Raw genomic sequence first — 19,491 nt, forward strand, 5'->3', positions numbered from 1 at the left:
TTGACTTGCGGATTCGTTTCACCACCGACCTGAAGGCCGATGCACCGCGAATGAATTCCGGTAGCGGGTCCGCAGTTCGGCTTCGAGGGTTTCGAGGGTGCGGCCCCTGGTCTCGGGAACGTAGCGCCTGACGAAGGCGAGGGCGAGGACGCTCGCCGCCACGAACAGGAAGAACGTGCGGGAGATCCCGATCCCGGAGACCAGGGAGGGGAAGACCAGCCCGATCAGGAAGTTCGTCAGCCACAGCACCACGGCCGCGGCACCCGTCCCGAAGCCGCGCGTCCGCGTCGGGAAGATCTCCGAGAGCATCAGCCAGGTCACCGGAGAGATCGCGCCCTGCTGGAAGGCGAGGAACGTGACGGTCATGGCGAGTACGGCGTACGCGCGGCCGTCGCCGGCGGGCAGCGTCAGGGAGAAGACGCCGATCAGCAACAGGGCGGCGATGGTACCGATCTGACCTGCCATCAGCATCGGTCGGCGGTCGACCCGGTCGAGCAGCCAGATGCCGACGAACGTCGCGAGGACCGAGATCACACCGTTGGCGATGTTCGCGGTGAGGGCACTGTCGGAGGCGAAGCCGGCGTCGGTGAGGATCCGGGTGCCGTAGTACATGATCGTGTTGACGCCGGTGATCTGCTGCACGATCGCGATGCCGCAGCCGACGAACATCAGCCTGCGCAGCCACGGTGTGGCCCCCTTGCCCTGCCGGCCGCCCGGCCCCTCCCGCTCCTCCTCGGCGGCGAGCGCGGACACCTCGGCCAGTTCCGCCTCGGCCCGCTGCCGGGAGCGCACCTGCCGGAGCACCTCCAGGGCCTCGCCGAAGCGGGCCTTGGAGGCCAGCCAGCGCGGACTCTCCGGCATGACCAGCATCCCGCACCAGAGCACGACGGCCGGAAGGGTGGCGATCACCAGCATCCAGCGCCACACGCCTCCGGACTCACCGCCGACCCGGGCGATGACCGCGTTGGAGGTGAACGCGAGCAACTGGCCGCTCACGATCATGAGTTCGTTGCGGGTGACGAGCGCACCCCGCCGCTCGGCGGGGGACACCTCGGCGAGATAGACGGGCACCGTCACCGAGGCACCGCCCACCGCCAGGCCGAGGACGAACCGGGCCGCCACCATCACCGCCGTGTCCGGCGCGAGGGTGCAGCCGAGCGCGCCGACGAAGAAGACCCCGGCGAGCGCCAGGATCGTACGGCGGCGGCCGCGCGCGTCGGACAACCTGCCACCGGTCACCGCTCCCAGGGCCGCGCCCAGCAGGAGTGAACTGGTGACCATGCCCTCGGTGAGGGGGGTCAGCCCGAGGTCGTCGGCCATGTAGGGCAGGGCGCCGTTGATGACGCCGGTGTCGTAGCCGAAGAGCAGCCCGCCGAACGTGGCGACGACGGTGACGAGCCGCAGCCTGCGGGAGACCCCCGGGGGAGCGCCTTCCGTCACCTCGGCGGTCCGTGTCCCGCCGTTCCCGCTGTCGTGCCTGACGTCCATGGGCGCCTCCTGCCGGTCGGGAGAAGGGCGCCGGGTACCCGCGAGACCGCGGTGCTCAGGTGCTCGCGGACACCGATCGCGAGCCGACACACACGCCCCTCATCGCTTCACGGAACGTGCACAGGGCTCCACAGGAACTTTAAACTTCAAAGGTTACGCTCATCGGCAGTCGAGGGGCCGAGAGAGCCCACGCGTCACGCCGCTCGCCTCCCCCTCCAGGCAACGGAGACTGATGTGCACGACGGCGACGTAGTGGTGATCGGCGGGGGCTACGCGGGCGTTCGGCTGGCGAAGCGGCTGGACGGGGTGGCGCGGGTCACGCTGGTGGACCGCAAGGAGGTCTTCTTCCACCGCATCGCCTCCCTGCGCGCCGGGGTGCGTCCGGAGTGGTCGGTGACCCCCTTCATCCCGTACGACCGACTGCTGCGCCACGGCCGGGTGATCGCGGGCAAGGCGGTCCGCGTCGACACCGTGGGGCGGCAGGTCGTCCTCGCGACGGGTGAGCGGCTGCCGTACGACGTGGTGGTGATCGCCACCGGTGCCGACTATCCCGAGCCGGCCCGCTTCAACGGCACCACCACCGAGGAGGCCGGGAAGGCGTTCGCCGCCCACCAGCAGCGGATCGCCGGCGCCGAGCACGTCCTGGTCGTCGGTGGCGGGCCCTCCGGCGTCGAGCTCAGCGCCGAGATCCGCCTGGCCCGGCCGGAGGCCCGGGTCACGCTCGCCCACGCGGGAACGGCGCTGCTCGACTCCACGGGCAGCGCGCGGGCCGGACGCCGGGCCCAGGCCTGGCTGGAGGCCCACGACGTGGACGTACGGCTGGACGCCTTCATGTCCCCCGGCAACGACTTCGGCACGTACCGCGACGCGCGCGGCAACCTCGTCGACGCGGACCTCTCCTTCTGGGCGACCGGCACCACGCCCAACACCCTCTGGCTGAGGCTGGGCGGACACGGCGACTGGCTGAACGCGGCCGGGCACGTCAAGGTCGACCGGATGCTCAGGGTCGGCGGACGGCCGGACGTGTTCGCGGTCGGTGACGTGAACGACGCCACCGAGCTCAAGATCACCCCGCTCGCGATCGCCCAGGCCGACCTCGCCGCCTGGAACATCCGCACCCATCTGCGCAGTCCCGGCAGACACCGCAAGGAGCCGCGCCTCTACCGGCCCGTCCACCGCACGCCGCTGATCGTGCCCTTCGGCCCGTCCGACGGGGTGACCATGCTGCCGGTACCGGGTGGCGAGAGCGCGGTCCTCGGGGGCCGCACCTCCGTGATGGCCAAGGCGAAGACCCTCATGACCCCGTACATGCGCCGCCAGCTCGGGTACACCGCCACCTGACGCTCCCCGTGCCAGGACAGCCGTCGGGGCCGGCCCGTAGCCGTCGGGGCCGGCCCGTGCTGCGGACCGGCCCCGAGGCCGTGATCAGACGAGGTCGAACCGGTCCAGGTCGGAGACCTTGGCCCAGGCCGCGACGAAGTCGTTCACGAACTTCTCCTTCGCGTCGTCACTCGCGTAGACCTCGGCGAGGGCGCGCAGCTCGGAGTTCGAGCCGAAGACGAGGTCGGCACGGGTGCCGGCCCACTTGAGCTCGCCCGTGGCGGCGTCGCGGCCCTCGAACGTGGTCTGGTCCTCCGACGTCGACTTCCACGTCGTGCCCAGGTCGAGCAGGTTGACGAAGAAGTCGTTGGTCAGAGCGCCGGGGGTGGTGGTGAGGACGCCCAGCTGGGACTGCCCGTGGTTCGCGCCGAGGACGCGCAGACCACCGACGAGGACCGTCAGCTCGGGGGCGCTCAGGCCCAGCAGGTTCGCCTTGTCGAGCAGCAGGTACTCGGCCGGCAGGCGGTTGCCCTTGCCCTGGTAGTTGCGGAACCCGTCGGCCGTCGGCTCGAGCGCGGCGAACGACTCGACGTCGGTCTGCTCCTGCGAGGCGTCCACGCGGCCCGGCGTGAAGGGCACCTGGACCTCGAAGCCACCCTCCTTGGCGGCCTTCTCCACGGCCGCGGCACCGCCGAGCACGATCAGGTCGGCCAGGGAGACCTTCCTGGCGCCGGTGTTGAAGTCCCGCTGGATGTCCTCGAGGGTGCGCAGCACCGTCGCGAGCTGGTCGGGGTCGTTGGCCTCCCAGCCGCGCTGCGGCTCCAGCCGGATGCGGGCACCGTTGGCGCCGCCGCGCTTGTCGCTGCCCCGGTACGACGAGGCCGACGCCCACGCGGTGGACACCAGCTGGGAGACGCTGAGCCCCGAGTCGAGGAGCTTGGCCTTGAGGGCCGCGATGTCACCGGCGTCGATGACCTCGCCCTCGGCCTCGGGCAGCGGGTCCTGCCACAGCAGCGTCTCCGCCGGGACCTCCGGGCCGAGGTACTGCGACTTCGGGCCCATGTCACGGTGGGTCAGCTTGAACCAGGCGCGGGCGAAGGCGTCCGCGAACTGGTCGGGGTGCTCGTAGAAGCGGCGCGAGATCTCCGCGTAGACCGGGTCGAAGCGGAGCGACAGGTCGGTGGTGAGCATCGTCGGGAGGTGCTTCTTCGACGCGTCGTGCGCGTCGGGGATGATCGCCTCGGCGTCCTTGGCGACCCACTGCTTGGCGCCGGCCGGGGACTCGGTCAGCTCGTACTCGTACTCGAACAGGTTCTTGAAGAACCCGTTGCTCCACTGGGTGGGCGTGGCGGTCCAGGTGACCTCCAGACCGGAGGTGATGGCGTCGCCGCCCTTTCCGGTGCCGTAGGTGCTCTTCCAGCCGAGGCCCTGCTCCTCCAGCGAGGCGGCCTCGGGGTCGTTGCCCACGTTGTCGGCGGGGCCGGCGCCGTGGGTCTTGCCGAAGGTGTGACCACCGGCGATGAGGGCGACCGTCTCCTCGTCGTTCATCGCCATCCGGCGGAACGTCTCACGGATGTCGCGGGCCGCCGCGAGCGGGTCCGGGTTGCCGTTCGGGCCCTCCGGGTTGACGTAGATGAGACCCATCTGGACGGCGCCGAGCGGGCTCTCGAGCTCACGGTCGCCGGAGTAGCGCTGGTCGTCGAGCCAGGTGGTCTCGGGACCCCAGTAGACGTCCTCCTCGGCCTCCCAGACGTCGACGCGGCCGCCGCCGAAGCCGAAGGTCTCGAAGCCCATCTGCTCCAGGGCGACGTTGCCGGTGAGGATCATGAGGTCGGCCCAGGAGATGCTCTGGCCGTACTTCTTCTTCACCGGCCACAGCAGGCGACGGGCCTTGTCCAGGTTGGCGTTGTCCGGCCAGCTGTTCAGCGGGGCGAAGCGCTGCTGGCCGGCGCCGGCGCCGCCGCGGCCGTCGCTGATGCGGTAGGTGCCGGCGCTGTGCCAGGCCATGCGGATCATCAGCGGGCCGTAGTTGCCGAAGTCGGCCGGCCACCAGTCCTGCGAGGTGGTCAGCACCTCGGCGATGTCCTGTTTCACGGCCGCCAGGTCCAGGGCCTGGAACGCCGCCGCGTAGTCGAACTCCTCACCGAGCGGGTTGGCCACGGCCGGGTTCTTGGCAAGGATCTTCAGGTTGAGGCGCTCCGGCCACCACTGACGGTTGCCGCCACCCTGGGTGGGGTGCGCGGCGCGCCCGTGCGCGACCGGGCAGCCGCCCGTCTCCTCCGGCTTCTGGTCCGTGACGATCGCGTCGTGGTTCTCGGTCATGGGGGAATCCTTCCGAACGGTGTGGATCACATGCTCAGGAACTGGGGGCGGTGGAACAGTCGGGGCACTGGCCCCAGTAGATGACCTCGGCCTCGTCGACCGAGAAGCCGTGGTCCTGGGCCGCGGTCAGGCACGGGGCGTGGCCGACCGCGCAGTCGACGTCGGCGACGACACCGCACGACCGGCATACGAGGTGGTGGTGGTTGTCCCCGACGCGTCCCTCGAACCGGGCGGGGCTGCCCGGCGGTTCGATCCGGCGTACGAGGCTCGCGGCGGTGAGCGCGTGCAGGGCCTCGTACACGGCTTGAAGCGATATGTGGCCCACCCTGTCGCGCACTCCGGAGGCGATCGCCTCGGCGTCGAGGTGGTCACCGCCCCGGACGGTCTCGAGCAGCGCGACCCGGGCGGCCGTGACCCGCAGGCCGGCACCGCGCAGTTCCTCGGCGGTCGTCGGGGGCTGGGGTGCAGTCATGGCGACCAACCTACCCCCTTAAACACGAATGGTTCAAGAAAAGGAACAGTACAAGTCAGATGACGTGTCGGGGGCCGTCGCGTCACCTGCCGGTAACCCTTGGGACGTCTGGTGCTTGGCCGGGTGTGCTCTTGGGGGAGGAGGGTCGGCTCCCGCACTATCTGCATGTCCTTGTCACTTCCGACGGTAAGGAAGCGCCTGTGAGAACGCCCCGCACCGCGCGAAGCGCCGCCCTCGTCGCCTCGGCCACCGTGCTGACGACCCTCCTGACGGCACCCCTGGCGGGGGCGGACGGTCTGCCAGTGGTGACCCCTGCCGGTGAGACGGCCGCCCTCTACGACGACGAGGCCGGCGGCAACTCCGACGCCGACGACCCGGCCATCTGGCGCGATCCCGCCGACCCCGCGCGCAGCCTGGTCGTGGCCACCGCCAAGGAGGGCGGGCTGCGCGTCTACGACCTGGACGCCCGCCAGGTGCAGTCGCTGCCGGCCCCGCGGCCCCCGGCCGAGGGTGCCGCCCCCGGCCGCTTCAACAACGTCGACCTCGCCCTGGGTGTGCGCACGCGGGCCGGCCGTGCCGACGTGGCGGTGGTCAGCGACCGGGGCCGCGACCGGCTGCGGATCTACCGCGTCGACCCGTCGCGCCCCGGCGGTCCGCTGACCGACATCACCGACCCGGCCGCCGCCCCGGTCTTCTCCGCCGACGAGGCCGAGATCGACGACCAGCGCACCGCGTACGGCCTGGCCACCTGGAAGGACAGGTCCAGCGGCCGCACCTACGCGCTGGTCAGCCGACGCGAGCGCACGACTGTGGCCCTGCTCGAACTCCTGCCGGCCGCGAACGGCACGGTCGGCTACCGCAAGGTCCGCACCCTCGACCTCCCCGCCTCCTTCCGTCTGCCCGACGGCACGGCATGGAGCCCCTGTCTGGAGCCCGGCGAGCTCCCGCAGGTCGAGGGCATGGTCGTCGACCCGGCCACCGGCACGCTCTACGCCGGTCAGGAGGACGTCGGCATCTGGCGGCTGCGCGCCGACCTCACCGGCAGGCCGGCGCTGGTGGACAGGGTGCGGGAGTACGGCGTCCCCGGAACCTACGACGAGGCGACCGAGGAGTGCGTGCCCGGCGCCGACCCCGGCTACGGCGGCAGGCGGCTGTCGGCCGACGTCGAGGGGCTGACGCTCCTCCAGGAGCGGGACGGGGACGGTCATCTGATCGCCTCGGGGCAGGGCGACGACACCTTCGCCCTGTACGACCGTGAGCTGAGCGAGGGCAACGAGTACGAGGGCGGCTTCCGGATCGGCGCCGCGACGGACTCGCTCGACGGGGTGGAGGAGTGCGACGGGGCCGCCGTACTGAACGCCCCGCTGGGCGACCGCTACCCGCGGGGCCTGCTCGTCGTCCAGGACGGCCGGGAGACTCCCGCGGTGGAGGACGGTGAGGGCGGTACGCGTACGGCGACCGGCTTCAAGTTCGTCGACCTCGGAGCGGTGCTGGACGCCACCGGGCGGTGAGTGCCACTCCGCGGCCGCCGGGGCGGGCCCGGCGGCCGCGGGGTCGCCCGATCAGTGATGGGCGTGCGCCACCGCGTGCCCCCTGCCGCGCCCGATCATCCACTTGTTCACCGGCACGGTGACCAGGAAGGCGACCGCGAACCCGCCCAGCAGCGCCCCCCAGAACAGTCCGTCGGACAGCTCGGCGTCCATCGCCCCAGGGGTGAGGGCGATGATGAGGTTGTCCACGAACTCCATCACGGCGATGGAGACGGTGTCCGCGGCGAGCGCCACCTTGATCGCGGACCTCAGGTCCAGCTCCGCCCGGCGCAGCGCGAACAGCGTGAACGAGTAGCCGAACAGAAAGGCCAGGGTGATCGCGAGGACCATGGTCGGCACATTGCCCCAGAGCAGGGCGGTGCCGATGGCCATCCCGAGGATCTCGCCGATGACACACCCGGTCAGACAGTGCAGCGTCGCCTTCACCGCGGTCGCCCAGGAGGCTCCCGCGGGCCCGCCGTGAGCCGTCGTGCGGTCGGCGGTGTGATCGTGGGCGTGGTCCATGGGTCTCACCCGTCTCCGTCCGTACATGTCCCGTTCCCGGGATTCCCCACCCCTGAACCCTATACCCCCCGGGGGTATTCCGCGCGTGCTGACGTGTCGTGGATCACAGACGGGGGGATGAGTCCGGGGCCGGGGGGATTTCCGTACCCCTGCGTGACGATCTGCTCGTGGATGCGAGGATGAGGCGCCATGACAGCTGGGTGGGGATGCCGCACGGTACGGGCCGCGGTGTTCGCGGCCGTCTGTGTGCTGCTCGCCGCCCTGGGCCACGTCATGATGTCGGGCCGTCACGTACCCGCCTGGGTGCTGGCCGCCGGCCTCGCCGCGACCGGTGCCGCCGGCTGGCGGCTGGCCGGACGCGAGCGCGGGCTCCCGCTGGTCGTGGCCGTCGCGGTCACCGCCCAGACGCTCCTGCACTCGGCGTTCTCGCTCGCGCAGTCGGCGAGCGGCGCGCCGGGAGGCGGCTCCACGGCCTCGGACGCGGGCTCCCCTGTGGGCTCCGCGCACGCGGAGTCGGCCCACATGGGCTCCATGCACATGGACGGCATGGACTCCATGGATGCGGGTCACATGAGCATGCGTCACATGGGCGTGAGCCACGCGGACATGAGCCACACGTCCATGAGCCACACGTCCATGAGCCACATGGACATGAGCCACATGGACCATGCCGCCGCCGGGGGCTCGTCCTCGTTCGGCATGCTCGCCGCCCACCTCCTCGCCGCGCTGCTGTGCGGCCTGTGGCTCGCGCACGGCGAGCGGGCCGCCTTCCGGATCCTGCGGGCCGTCGCCGGGCGGCTGGTCGCTCCGCTGCGTCTGCTGCTGGCGCTGCCCGCCACCCCTGACCGCCCGTGTCCGCGGGGGCGCCGTGGTCACTCGGACCGCGCGCCGCGCCTGCTCCTTCTCGTTCACGCGATCACTTCTCGGGGTCCGCCACCGGGGACGGCTGTCGTCTGACGGCAACTGGTCACCCGAGGTCGCCGCACGGCGCCTCGGGCCGCGGTCGTACACCCACGCGGGAGCCGTACGGCCGCATCCCCTCTCCCTCACGGATGACCGAGAAGGACACCACGTGATCACCACCGCCCTGCCCAGCGCTGCCCACGATCGGGACAAACGGGATTCAAGGGACGCCATGGACGCCTCGGCCACCGCGTGGGCGCTCGCCGCCCGCGGGGGTGACGCCGAAGCCGTCGAGCACTTCGTGCGCGCCCTGCAGCGCGACGTCCAGCGGTACGTCGCCCATCTCTGCGCCGATCCGCAGGCCGTGGACGACCTGGCCCAGGACACCTTCCTGCGGGCACTCGCCAGTCTGCACCGCTTCGAGGGCCGCTCCTCGGCCCGGGCCTGGCTGCTGTCCATCGCGCGTCGCGCGGTGATCGACAGCTACCGCAGCGCGGCGGCCCGGCCCCGGCTGCACGACCTGACGGACTGGCAGCTCGCCGTGGAGCGGGCCCAGCCGTGCGGTCTGCCCGGCTTCGACGACGGCGTCGCCCTGGCCGACCTGCTGGCGGCGCTTCCCGGGGAGCGCCGCGAGGCGTTCGTCCTCACCCAGTTGCTGGGCCTGCCCTACGAGGAGGCGGCCGCCCTGACCGGCTGCCCGGTCGGCACGGTCCGCTCCCGGGTGTCCCGGGCCCGCGCCACCCTCGTCGCCCTGCTGGCGGCGGCGGAAGAACACCCGCGTCCGGCCGCACTGGCGGCCTGACCGAGCTCGACGGTCGCCGCCCTGGCTCGGTGGTCGCCGCCCCGGCTCGGCGGTTGCTGCCCTGGCTCGGTGGTCGCCGCCCTGGCTCGGCGGTTGCTGCCCCGGCTCCGTGGCCGCCGCCCTCGGCTCCCGTGGCCGCCGCCCTCGGCTCCCGTGGCCGCCGCCCTCGGCTCCCGGCGGCACCGGCGCGCTATTCGGCGTGCGTCTCCGCCGCCAGATCGGGCAGCAGCGCGCGCATCGCCTCGCACTGGGCCGGTCCGATGAACCGGTCCAGTGCCTCGCGGACCGTCTCGGCCAGCACGGCGGAGGACTCCGCGAGCAGGCGGCGCGCCTTCTCGGTGAGGGCGACCTCGACACCCCGCTTGTCGCCGCAGACCGACTTGCGAGTGACGAGACCGGCGTGCTGGAGACAGGCGATCTGGTAGGTGAGGCGGGTCTTGGGGCGGCCCAAGAGCTCCGCGATGCGCGACATGCGCAGGCCCGCGGGCTGCTCGGCGAGCAGGCACAGGACCAGGAACTCGTCGTGGGAGACGTCCAGCCGTTCCTTGACGACGGTGCGCAGCCGCTGCTCCACGGCGCCGGTCGAGGCCAGCATGAGCATCCAGGCGCGCAGTTCGGCGGGCAGCAGCCCGGCGCCCTGCGCGGAAGGGCATTCGGGCTGGTCGGCGGGGCGCTCGTCGGGGTCGGCCATGGCTTGAGTGTACCTGTTGTCCAATTTTGAATCAGATGGTTGTTCAGATTTGGATGACACGCTAGCGTGATGGTTATCCAAATTTGAATCACCGACAGCAGGGAAAAGATCATGACCGTCGCTGTGGAAACCGGCCTCTGGCAGCTCGACCCGACCGCCTCGACCGTCGCCCTCCGGCACAAGACGATGTGGGGCCTGGTCACCGTGAAGGGCACCTTCTCCGGCGTGGGCGGTCAGGGCGAGGTGCGCCCCGACGGGTCGGCCGTCGGCACCCTCACCGTGGACGTGGCCTCCCTGGACACCAAGAGCGCCAAGCGCGACACCCACCTGCGGTCCGCCGACTTCTTCGACGCCGACAACCACCCCGAGATCACGCTCGCGGTGCGCAGCGCCGAACCCCGCGCGGACGAGACGGTTCATGTCGTCGGCCAGCTGACCGCGCGGGGCGTCAGCAGGCCGCTGTCCTTCACCGCGCGCCTCGCCCAGGCGGGCGCCGACTCCCTCACGCTGGACGCCGAGTTCACCGTGGACCGCGAGCAGTTCGGCATGGGCTGGAACCAGCTCGGCATGATGCGCGGCCTGACCACGGTCACCACCACGCTCCGCTTCACCCGGGCCGCAGCCTGACGTAGGTGCTCGACAGCGTCTGCGGCGAGGACGTGAAGGCACGCAGGCGAATCCGCGCACCCGGCCGGGGCAGGCCGTACGTGCCGGTGGGCGGCCGGAGTTCGTAGCGGGCCGTCGTGTGGGCCGGCAGCGCGGCCGGCCCGCGTACGACGGTCCAGTACGGATCCATGCCCTGTCCCGCGGTGAGCGTGAAGTGGGGCGTGAGCGTGCTGTCGCCCGCGTTGGTGACCAGCAGGGTCAGCCGGGAGAGCGCGGCCGCCGAGGCCCGGTGCACCCCGGCCACCCGCATCCGCAGGGGCGGCGTCCCGGTCACCGCCAGCGCCGACCCCACCAGGGCCGGCGTGAGCAGCAGGACGACCGCCGCGACCCGCGCCGGGCGGCGGTGCGGTCCGGACAGTGGGCCCGGCGCCGGCTGCCACGCGCCGGCGAACTCGGACGGGGGAGCGGTGACCGCCGCGGCCAGCCACAGCGGCGTCATCATCAGGTAGTAGCCGTCCTGCGAACGGGTCGCCAGATAGAACGCGCACCACGGCAGGACGGTCGCCGCGGGTCCCAACCGCCGTACGAACAGCACGAACAGCACCAGGAGGGCCCCGGCCAGCAGCAGGCTCGCGTGCCCGTACCAGTCGAGCCGGTCGCTGCCGTCCGTGAGGTAGAGCGAGACGTCCACCAGGCCCTGCCCGTGCAGCACCGCGCCCTGCGTCAGCGGCAGCGCGATGCCGGTGAACCAGGCACCGGGCTCGCTCACGACGAAGTACGCGTTGATCAGCAGCCACACGGTGACGGCCACCCCGACCACCCGCAGCACCACCAGCGCCGCGGCCCGCGCGCCCAGCTCCCCGCGCCGCACGGCATGGATCCCCACCAGCAGGAACGGCGCCAGGAACCAGGGCAGTTGCTGGGCCGCGCACGCCGCCCCCAGGCACGCGGCCTGCGCCAGCCCGGCGGGCCCGAGCCGCCCGCCGCGCCCGATCCGCGGCCAGCGCACCACCACCGGCACCAGCAGGGCCAGCGCCAGGATCGCCGGGTAGCCGAGCCGGCCGTACACGGGCAGCATGCCGAAGCCGAGGCACACCATGGTCGCCGCCGGCCGCCACGGCCGGGGCAGCAGCCGCCACAGCACCACCGTGCCGACGACCAGCGCGACCGTGGCCACGACGGTCGCGGGGGTGCCGCCGTGTCCCAGCCACAGCAGGGGCGCGGTCAGCAGCGGGGCCAGCGGGGGATAGCCGTACGTGAAGTCGTAGCCGCCGGTCACCGTCGGGGTGAGGGCGACTCCGTGCCCGAACAGCCAGGGCCACGACTGCCCGTAGACGGCGTGCCCGGCGACCAGCTCACGGGCGGCCTGCGCGGTGAGGTCCGCCTCGTCGGAGCCCTGGTGGTAGAGCGTGAGCGCGCACAGCGCGAGGACCACCGCGGTCACCAGGACGCACAGGTCGATCCGGGCCAGCGACCGCTCCCGGCGCACCACCAGCGCCAGCACCCCGCACACCAGGATCGAGGCGTAGCACGCGGAGATCACCGCGGCCACGGGCAGCAGGTGCCCGGCCGCCCGCGCCCACACCGACCGTGTCCCGATGAAGAGGCTGACGTCGGCCAGCAGCGTCAGGACGCGATGCCACTGCGCGGGAGGTCTCGGGGTGACGGTCACCGCCGGCTGGATCCGGCCGCCCGGCGCCGACAGCCGTGTATCTGCCACAAGCACGCCACCGGACGCTAATCGCGCCCGGTGAGCCGGGTGCGGACGGAGGTGAAGAGCCCGGTGTGAGGTCGGTGAGAGGCGGTCGTACCGGACGACACCGGCCGGACGAAGGCAGCCTCTCGACGGGCTCCCTCAGTAGACGTCGCGCACGTAGCGCTTCGCCGCCGCCAGCTGCTTCACCCACGCCGCTGCCTCGGCCTCGTCCAGCCCGCCGTGCGCGAGGGCGATGTCCCGCAGCGCCCGGTCCACGTCCTTCGCCATCCGGGAGGCGTCGCCGCACACGTAGAAGTGGGCGCCGTCCTGGAGCCAGCGCCACAGCTCGGGGCCGTGCTCACGCATCCGGTCCTGCACGTACACCTTGTTGCGCTGGTCCCGGGAGAAGGCGGTGTCCAGCCGGGTCAGGGCACCCTCGTCGAGCAGCGCGGTCAGCTCGTCCTCGTAGTAGAAGTCGGTGGCCCGGTGCTGCTCGCCGAAGAACAGCCAGTTGGGTGCCCGGTGACCGAGCGCGCGCCGCTCCTGGAGGAAGCCGACGAAGGGGGCCACCCCCGTGCCCGGGCCGACCATCACCATCGGGGTCGAGGGGTCGGCGGGCGGCCGGAAGTGCGGGGAGCGCTGTACGAACACCGGCACCGCCGTGTCCGGTTCGGCGTCCGCGAGGAAGGGTGAGCAGACCCCGCCGCGCGGGCGGCCGTGCAGGTTCTCATAGCGCACCACCGACACCGTGAGCGAGACCAGGTGCGGGTCGGCCAGCGGGCTGGAGGAGATGGAGTACAGCCGCGGCTGCAGCTTCTTGAGCACGTCCGCCCACTCCTGCGCACCCGCCCGCACGGGGTGCTCGGCGAGCAGGTCCACCGCCTGGCGCCCCCAACTCCACTGGGCCAGGCCGTCCTTGTTGTCCGGACGCAGCAGCCGGCGCAACTCCCGGCCGTCACGGACGCGTTCGGCGACGAAACGGAGCAGGTCGGGGGTGATCCTCGTGATGTCCAGGTGCCGGTGCAACGCCTCGGCGAAGGGCACCTCGCCGACGCCCTCGACGGACACGGCGGCGTCCCCCGCCACCCCGGCGGCCGCGAGCCATTCCTGCACCAGGGGGGCCGAGTTGACCGGCCGCACCCCGAGCGCGTCGCCCGCCTCGTACGCGAGCGGCGTCCCGCTCGTGTCGAAGGTGAACCTCCTGACCTCCTTGCCCGCGCCGGACCCGCTGAGCAGCCGGTTGCCGACGAGGCGGGCGGTGGTGGGGGCGGGCTTGGGGGAGCGGGCGGGCTTCGGCACCGGGGGCCGCGGATCGGCCGCGGGCTGCCGGACGTCGTCCTCGGTGGCCAGGGCGCTCAGCACCTCGTCCAGCCAGGCGTCCGCCGACGGTTCGTAGTCCGGTTCGCAGTCCGTGCGCGGTGCCAGGCGCATCGCCCCGAGCTCGTCCAGCCGGGCGTCCAGCCGGCGCCCGTGCCCGCAGAAGTCGTCGTACGAGGAGTCGCCGAAGGCCAGGACGGCGTAGCGGACCCCTTCCAGGCGCGGGGCCCGCTCCTGCGACAGCGCCTCCCAGAAACCGGAGCCGTTGTCGGGTGCGTCGCCGTCGCCGAAGGTGCTGGTGATCAGCAGCAGGTCGGCGCCGGAGGGCAGCGTCCCCGGGTCGGTGTCGTCCATGCCGACGAGCGTCGCCGTGTGCCCGCTCGCGGACAGCCGGTCGGCCACGGCCGTGGCGAACTCCTCGGCGGTGCCGGTCTGCGAGGCCCACAGGACGACGACCTCACGCTCGGGCCGGCGCCGGGGCTCGGCCGCCGTGCGGGAGTACATGCCGGCGAGCACGCCGTTCACCCACAGCGCGTGCTCAGGACTGAACGGCGCGTCCGGCGGGAGCACCGGGACGCCCGGGGCGCCGGATTCGAGGCCCGCGAGGAACCCGGTGAGATAGAGCCGTTCCTGGGCGGTGAGGACGGGCGGCGGTGCCGGGGCGAGCCCGAAGGGATCCGCACCCGGCGTGACGGACGTCGGGACGACCACCTCCGGCCGCGCCCCCGCGGCGGCGAGCCCCGTCGCCGGCGCGGCCTCCTCCGCCGCCGGGGATGCGATCCGGGTCAGCGACACCGCGCACACCTTGAACTCCGGCTGGAACGACACCGGGTCCACCGCGTCGCTGGTGACCGCGTTGACACTCAGGTACTCACCGAACAGGTCGTTCCAGTGGAACGGCGCGAAGCAGCCTCCCGGCCGCACCCGGTCGGTCACCACCGCGGGCAGCACCGCCCGTCCCCGCCGCGAGGCCACCTCCACCCGGTCGCCCTCCGCGATGCCCAACTCCCGGGCGTCCTCGGGATGCAGCTCCACGAACGGCCCGGAGTTCAGCTTGTTGAGCTTGGCGACCTTCCCGGTCTTGGTCAGGGTGTGCCACTGGTGCTGCACGCGCCCGGTGTTCAGGACGAACGGGTAGTCGTCGTCGGGCATCTCGGCGGCGGGCAGGTGCGGCCGCGCGTGAAAGACGGCCCGCCCGCTCGCCGTGGGAAAACGCGGACCGTCCTCGCCCACGTACCGGATCGGATTGCGGTCGGGTCCGTCCTCGGCGGCCGCCGGCCACTGCACGGGCGTCGAGCGCAGCCGCTCGTACGTCACGCCGCGCAGGTCCCAGCCCGTGAGAGGGTTCCAGAAGCGCCGGATCTCCTCGAAGACCTGCTCGGCGCTGTCGTACGCGAAGCCCTTCTCGTACCCCATCTCCCGCGCCACGGCCGCGATGATCCGCCAGTCCGCCATCGCCTCCCCGGGCGGGTCGGTCACCGCCGGGGTCAGGGTCAGGTTGCGCTCACTGTTGACGAAGACGCCCTCGCCCTCGGTCCACATCGCGCCGGGCAGGACGACATCGGCGTAGGCGTTGGTCTCGGTGTCGCCGAACACGTCCTGGGTGACGACGAACTCGGCGGCCTCCAGGCCCTCGATGACGGTACGGCGGTTGGCGACCGAGGCGACCGGGTTGGTGCAGACGATCCAGCACGCCTTGATCTCGCCGTCCGCCATCTTCCGGAACATCTCGACGGTGCCCTTGCCGACGCCGTCCTTGCGGAGCGTGTCCGGCGGCAGCTCCCACACGTCCTCGGTGAACGCCCGCTCCTCGTCGACGAGCACCGACCGCTGCCCGGGCAGCCCCGGCCCCATGTACCCCATCTCGCGGCCGCCCATGGCGTTCGGCTGGCCGGTGAGGGAGAAGGGCCCGCTGCCCGGACGGCAGATGGCGCCCGTCGCGAGATGCAGGTTGACCAGGGCGTTGGTGTTCCAGGTGCCGTGTGTGGACTGGTTGAGCCCCATGGTCCAGCAGCTCATCCACTCACCGGCCTCGCCGATCAGCCGCGCGGCCGTGCGGAGGTCGTCCTCGTCGAGCCCGGTGATCTCCGCCACGGCGGCCGGCGGATAGTCGGCCAGGAACTCCGGCATCGCCTCCCAGCCCTCGGTGTGCGCGGCGACGAAGTCGGTGTCGGTGTGTCCGTTCTCCACCAGCAGGTGCAGCAGGCCGTTGAGGAGTGCGAGATCGGTACCCGGTTTGACCTGCAGGAACAGATCGGCCTTGGCGGCGGTCGCGGTACGCCGGGGATCCACGACGATCAGCTTGGCCCCCGCCTTGACCCGCTCCATCATCCGCAGGAAGAGGATCGGGTGGCAGTCGGCCATGTTCGACCCGATGACCAGGAAGACATCCGCCCCATCGAAGTCCTCGTACGACCCGGGCGGCCCGTCGGCGCCCAGCGACAGCTTGTAGCCGGCGCCCGCGCTGGCCATGCAAAGACGTGAGTTCGACTCGATCTGGTTGGTCCCCACGAACCCCTTGGCCAGCTTGTTCGCCAGGTACTGGGCCTCCAGGCTCATCTGCCCGGAGACGTAGAAGGCGACCGCGTCCGGTCCGTGCTCGTCGACGATCGAGCGCAGCCGGCGCGCGGTCTCGGTGATCGCGTCGGCCGTCGGCACCGGCACCGGCTCCTCGCCGCGGTCGTCGCGCACCAGGGCGGTGGTCAGCCGGCCGGGCGCGGCGAGCAGCTCGGCCGTGGTCGCGCCCTTGGTGCACAGCCGGCCGGCGTTCGCCGGGTGCGCCTTGTCGCCGGACGCCTTGAGGACCGTACGGCGCCCGTCCGGCCCCTTCCCGACGTCGAGCAGGATGCCGCAGCCCACACCGCAGTACGAGCAGACCGTGCGTACCTGCTGCGTCCGGGGGGTCGTCGTCATGCCGACAACCGTACGAATTGCCCGTTACGCCTGTGTCACACGCCTTGATCATCAGGGGTTACGCCCGTCACACAACCGCCCCGGGGACGCTGTGAGGGGTCGCGGAGCGTGTCGCTGTTAAGCCGAACGGGTGACCTTGAGTAAGAATTGTGCGATGCAGACAGCAGTGCGAGCCATGGACGGAGCATGCCGGTGAACAGCCACGATGTCACCGACGAACAGTGGGAGGGGCTCGCCCAGGTCGTGCCGCTGCGGGGCCGGGACGCCTGGCCGTCCTCGGTCGGCCACCGCGCCATGCCCGAGGCCGTGACCGAGGCCCGGCGCCGCTTCGTCGTCCTGCGGGTCAACGTGTTCGCGGACGCCCGGGAGGTCGCCGAGACGCTGATGGCGGGCATTCCCGTGCTCCTCGACCTCACCAGCGCGGAGACCGACGTAGCCAAGCGGGTGCTCGACTTCAGCACGGGCGTCGTCTTCGGGCTGGCGAGCGGAATGCACCGCGTCGACCGCAACGTGTTCCTTCTCACGCCGGCCGGTACCGAGGTGACCGGCCTGATGGAGGGCGTGGGGGTGCCCGGCACCTGAGTCCGGTCCCCCGATCGTAGGAAGGTGCCGAGGGCGGAACGGTTCGCCTCGCGGCGGAGTCCTACGGTCCGCATATGACCGTGTCCTGCTCGTCCTCCGCGTCGTCCCCGTCCGCCTTACCCTCCCCGGCGCCGTCCGGGGGCGGCCGTCCGGAGCGGCCGTGCGTCACCGAGCTGCGGCTGTCCGCCTTCGCCGGACACCGGCGCGCCCGCTTCCCGCTCGGCCCGCTCACCCTCCTCGCCGGGCCGAGCGGCTGCGGCAAGACGACCGCGCTGCGGGCGTACGAGGCCCTCGCCCGGCTCGGTGGCGGGGCCGCCGTCGGCGAGGTCTTCTCCGACCCGGTCGCCTGCGTCCCCGACCGGGCCCGGCCCGATGCCCAGCGTCGGCGCGGCTTCCGTATCGGCTGCACCGCCGACGGCCCCGAGGGCCCGGTCCGGCTGGACGTCGCGATCCAGGTGGAACCCCAACTGCGCATCGTGGGCGAGCGGTTGTCGACGGACGGCCTGGTGCTCCTGCAGACCGCCCTGCGCGATCCCTCGCGCCGCACCGTCCAGGCCGCCTGGCACACCGCGGGATCGGCGCCCGTCACCCGCGCCCCGCTGCCCGACGACCGGCTCGCCACCGCCCTGCTCCCGTTGCGGGTGGCGGGCAAGACGGACGGGCAGCGCCGGGTGCTCGCCACCGCCGAACAGATGGTCGTCGCCCTGCGCTCCGTCTTCGCCTGCGACCCTCGGCCCGGCCGGATGCGCGTCCCCGTCCCGGCCGGATCCGGCCGGCTGCTCGGCGGCTGCGGAAATCTCGCCGACGTGCTGTGGCGCACCCGCGCGGAGTGCGCACGACGTCACACGCAGCTCGTCGCCGCGGTGCGCGCGGGGTGCGTGGGCCCGGTCACGGACCTGTTCGCCGAACCGCTGGCCGACGGGGCCGTGCAGGCGCTGCTCGACCGGGGTGACGGGGTCAGGACGAGGCTCGGGCGGCTGGGCGACGGCGAGTTGAGGTACCTCGCGCTCGCCCTGGTGCTGTTCACCGGGCCCGGGGTGCTGGAGGTCGACCCGGCCGGCGAGGTCCCGGCGGCCATGCAGACCCTCACGGTGCTCGCCGACAACCTCGACCGGGCCCTCGACCCACGGCAGCGGACCGAACTGCTGGGACTGGCCGCCCGCATGTGCGACCGCGGGCACATCCGGCTGGTCGGCGCGGTGAGCGACGCGTCCTGGGCCGCCGGGGTGGCCGGCGTCACGGTGGTACACCTGGACCCGTGACCGAACCCCTCGACGTGGCGAAACTGCAGCGCAGGCTGGCTGAGTTCGCCGCCGCGCGCAACTGGCAGCCGTACCACACCCCCAAGAACCTCGTCGCCGCGCTCAGTGTGGAGGCGTCCGAACTGGTCGAGATCTTCCAGTGGTTGACGCCGGAGGAGTCGGCCGGCGTCATGGCCGACCCCGACACCGCGCACCGTGTCACCGACGAGGTCGCCGACGTGCTCGCCTATCTGCTGCAACTGTGCGAGGTGCTCGGCATCGATCCGCTGGCGGCGCTGGACGCGAAGATCGACCGCAACGAGCGGAGGTTTCCGGCGTCGTAGACCAATTAAGGGAGCGGCTGCGTCCGCTTTCACTCTCCGCAGTCGACAGGCGGACCGAAATCGATTCGTTGTCCGAAGATTTCCGCCTTCCTCTGGCTTTACGTCTCAAGCTCCCTCACTCTGGGTAGTGAACAAGGGAGTTCGGGCGGACGTGCCACGAGCGCGTCGGGACAGACGGGGGCAGCGGATGGACGCTGTGCGGCTGATCGTGACGAGCAGACGCGCCCTGGCAGGGGGCGGTGAGGCGCCGGTCGTCATGGCGGAGGTGTGGCAGGCACAGGCACTCGCCCAGGCGATAGGCAGCCGCCTGGCGGTCGCCGGCCCTCCGGAACTGCGGGGCGAGGCGCTGGGGCTGACCGAGCTGGCGGGCCGGGGCTGCGGTGTCCTCGACCGCCCCGACATCGACACCGAACACCTCCGCGCCGCCCAGCTGACCGAACTGGGCGACGCCCGTCAGGCCCTGCTCTGCCTCGGCGGCCTGCTCGGCGAGGTCGGCATAGCCCTCGTCGGCCTCGCCTGCGCCGCCGCCGACGAGAGCACGTACTGGCAGTGCATGGAGGCCATCGACGCGGCGGACGAGTCGAGGGACCGGGTCCTGCAGATGCTCCGCAGGCTGGCGGACCGGGACGAGGCGCTACCGGCGTGACGAGCGGCCGGCGCCCCGCCGGTCGCTCCACGCGGGTGGTGGGCAGGGGGCGACGGCGCTCCCGGCCGTCGCCCGCCCGCGGATGGCGAGCAGG

The 19,491-nt window shown here is 72.3% G+C and carries 16 protein-coding genes; 9 read left to right on the forward strand and 7 right to left on the reverse strand.

Annotation, left to right across the window (positions count from 1 at the left end):
* Positions 1-18: 18 nt before the first annotated feature.
* Positions 19-1,488 carry a sugar porter family MFS transporter gene (locus AQJ84_RS00105; protein ID WP_051870279.1) on the reverse strand — a complete coding sequence of 490 codons (1,470 nt, stop codon included), beginning with the start codon at positions 1,486-1,488 and terminating at the stop codon, positions 19-21.
* A 234-nt stretch (positions 1,489-1,722) separates the two neighbouring features.
* On the opposite strand from AQJ84_RS00105, the gene AQJ84_RS00110 reads away from it, so the two are divergent.
* On the forward strand, positions 1,723-2,829 hold the full coding sequence (locus tag AQJ84_RS00110) for an NAD(P)/FAD-dependent oxidoreductase (protein ID WP_053192778.1): 1,107 nt from the start codon (positions 1,723-1,725) through the stop codon (positions 2,827-2,829).
* 84 nt (positions 2,830-2,913) lie between these two features.
* Here AQJ84_RS00110 and katG read toward each other — a convergent pair whose 3' ends face one another.
* Together katG and AQJ84_RS00120 are read right to left on the reverse strand one after the other, a co-directional pair.
* On the reverse strand, positions 2,914-5,130 hold the full coding sequence (gene katG, locus AQJ84_RS00115; protein ID WP_030044898.1) for a catalase/peroxidase HPI: 2,217 nt from the start codon (positions 5,128-5,130) through the stop codon (positions 2,914-2,916).
* 34 nt (positions 5,131-5,164) lie between these two features.
* The gene (locus AQJ84_RS00120) at positions 5,165-5,602 is read right to left on the reverse strand and encodes a Fur family transcriptional regulator (protein WP_030044897.1); all 438 of its coding nucleotides are present in this window, start codon (positions 5,600-5,602) and stop codon (positions 5,165-5,167) included.
* Between the two features lie 200 nt (positions 5,603-5,802).
* Between AQJ84_RS00120 and AQJ84_RS00125 the strand changes: the two genes are divergently transcribed.
* Entirely contained in the window at positions 5,803-7,113 is a 1,311-nt protein-coding gene (locus AQJ84_RS00125; protein ID WP_053192776.1) for a phytase, read from the forward strand.
* Between the two features lie 51 nt (positions 7,114-7,164).
* Here AQJ84_RS00125 and AQJ84_RS00130 read toward each other — a convergent pair whose 3' ends face one another.
* Positions 7,165-7,656: a DUF4396 domain-containing protein gene (locus AQJ84_RS00130; protein ID WP_030044895.1), complete on the reverse strand. Its 492-nt coding sequence runs from the start codon at positions 7,654-7,656 to the stop codon at positions 7,165-7,167.
* 189 nt (positions 7,657-7,845) lie between these two features.
* Between AQJ84_RS00130 and AQJ84_RS00135 the strand changes: the two genes are divergently transcribed.
* Together AQJ84_RS00135 and AQJ84_RS00140 are read left to right on the forward strand one after the other, a co-directional pair.
* Positions 7,846-8,613: a hypothetical protein gene (locus AQJ84_RS00135; protein ID WP_053192774.1), complete on the forward strand. Its 768-nt coding sequence runs from the start codon at positions 7,846-7,848 to the stop codon at positions 8,611-8,613.
* A gap of 115 nt (positions 8,614-8,728) precedes the next feature.
* Complete coding sequence (locus AQJ84_RS00140) at positions 8,729-9,361, forward strand: sigma-70 family RNA polymerase sigma factor (RefSeq protein WP_030044894.1); 633 nt, start codon at positions 8,729-8,731, stop codon at positions 9,359-9,361.
* Positions 9,362-9,551: 190 nt separating this feature from the next.
* Here the strand turns inward: AQJ84_RS00140 and AQJ84_RS00145 are convergent, their stop codons facing one another.
* The gene (locus tag AQJ84_RS00145; RefSeq protein WP_053192772.1) at positions 9,552-10,052 is read right to left on the reverse strand and encodes a MarR family winged helix-turn-helix transcriptional regulator; all 501 of its coding nucleotides are present in this window, start codon (positions 10,050-10,052) and stop codon (positions 9,552-9,554) included.
* A 111-nt stretch (positions 10,053-10,163) separates the two neighbouring features.
* Between AQJ84_RS00145 and AQJ84_RS00150 the strand changes: the two genes are divergently transcribed.
* A complete protein-coding gene (locus AQJ84_RS00150; protein WP_030044892.1) occupies positions 10,164-10,679 on the forward strand; it encodes a YceI family protein in 516 nt (171 codons plus the stop codon).
* Here AQJ84_RS00150 and AQJ84_RS00155 read toward each other — a convergent pair.
* A complete protein-coding gene (locus AQJ84_RS00155; protein ID WP_374935434.1) occupies positions 10,660-12,378 on the reverse strand; it encodes a hypothetical protein in 1,719 nt (572 codons plus the stop codon). The genes AQJ84_RS00150 and AQJ84_RS00155 overlap by 20 nt on opposite strands.
* A 135-nt stretch (positions 12,379-12,513) precedes the next feature.
* Positions 12,514-16,584 (reverse strand): bifunctional nitrate reductase/sulfite reductase flavoprotein subunit alpha, encoded by a 4,071-nt coding sequence (locus AQJ84_RS00160; RefSeq protein ID WP_059198784.1) that lies wholly within the window; start codon positions 16,582-16,584, stop codon positions 12,514-12,516.
* 186 nt (positions 16,585-16,770) lie between these two features.
* Between AQJ84_RS00160 and AQJ84_RS00165 the strand changes: the two genes are divergently transcribed.
* The 4 genes from AQJ84_RS00165 (at position 16,771) to AQJ84_RS00180 (ending at position 19,397) form a co-directional block, all read left to right on the forward strand.
* Positions 16,771-17,166 carry a cell division protein SepF gene (locus tag AQJ84_RS00165; protein ID WP_030044889.1) on the forward strand — a complete coding sequence of 132 codons (396 nt, stop codon included), beginning with the start codon at positions 16,771-16,773 and terminating at the stop codon, positions 17,164-17,166.
* A gap of 74 nt (positions 17,167-17,240) precedes the next feature.
* Positions 17,241-18,428: an AAA family ATPase gene (locus AQJ84_RS00170; RefSeq protein WP_053192768.1), complete on the forward strand. Its 1,188-nt coding sequence runs from the start codon at positions 17,241-17,243 to the stop codon at positions 18,426-18,428.
* Entirely contained in the window at positions 18,425-18,751 is a 327-nt protein-coding gene (locus AQJ84_RS00175) for a nucleotide pyrophosphohydrolase (RefSeq protein WP_030044886.1), read from the forward strand. The genes AQJ84_RS00170 and AQJ84_RS00175 overlap by 4 nt, the downstream gene beginning before the upstream one ends.
* A gap of 187 nt (positions 18,752-18,938) precedes the next feature.
* A complete protein-coding gene (locus AQJ84_RS00180; protein ID WP_030044885.1) occupies positions 18,939-19,397 on the forward strand; it encodes a DUF6099 family protein in 459 nt (152 codons plus the stop codon).
* Positions 19,398-19,491: the final 94 nt, after the last annotated feature.

The organism is Streptomyces resistomycificus (genome assembly GCF_001514265.1).
GTDB classification, from domain to species: Bacteria; Actinomycetota; Actinomycetes; order Streptomycetales; family Streptomycetaceae; genus Streptomyces; species Streptomyces resistomycificus.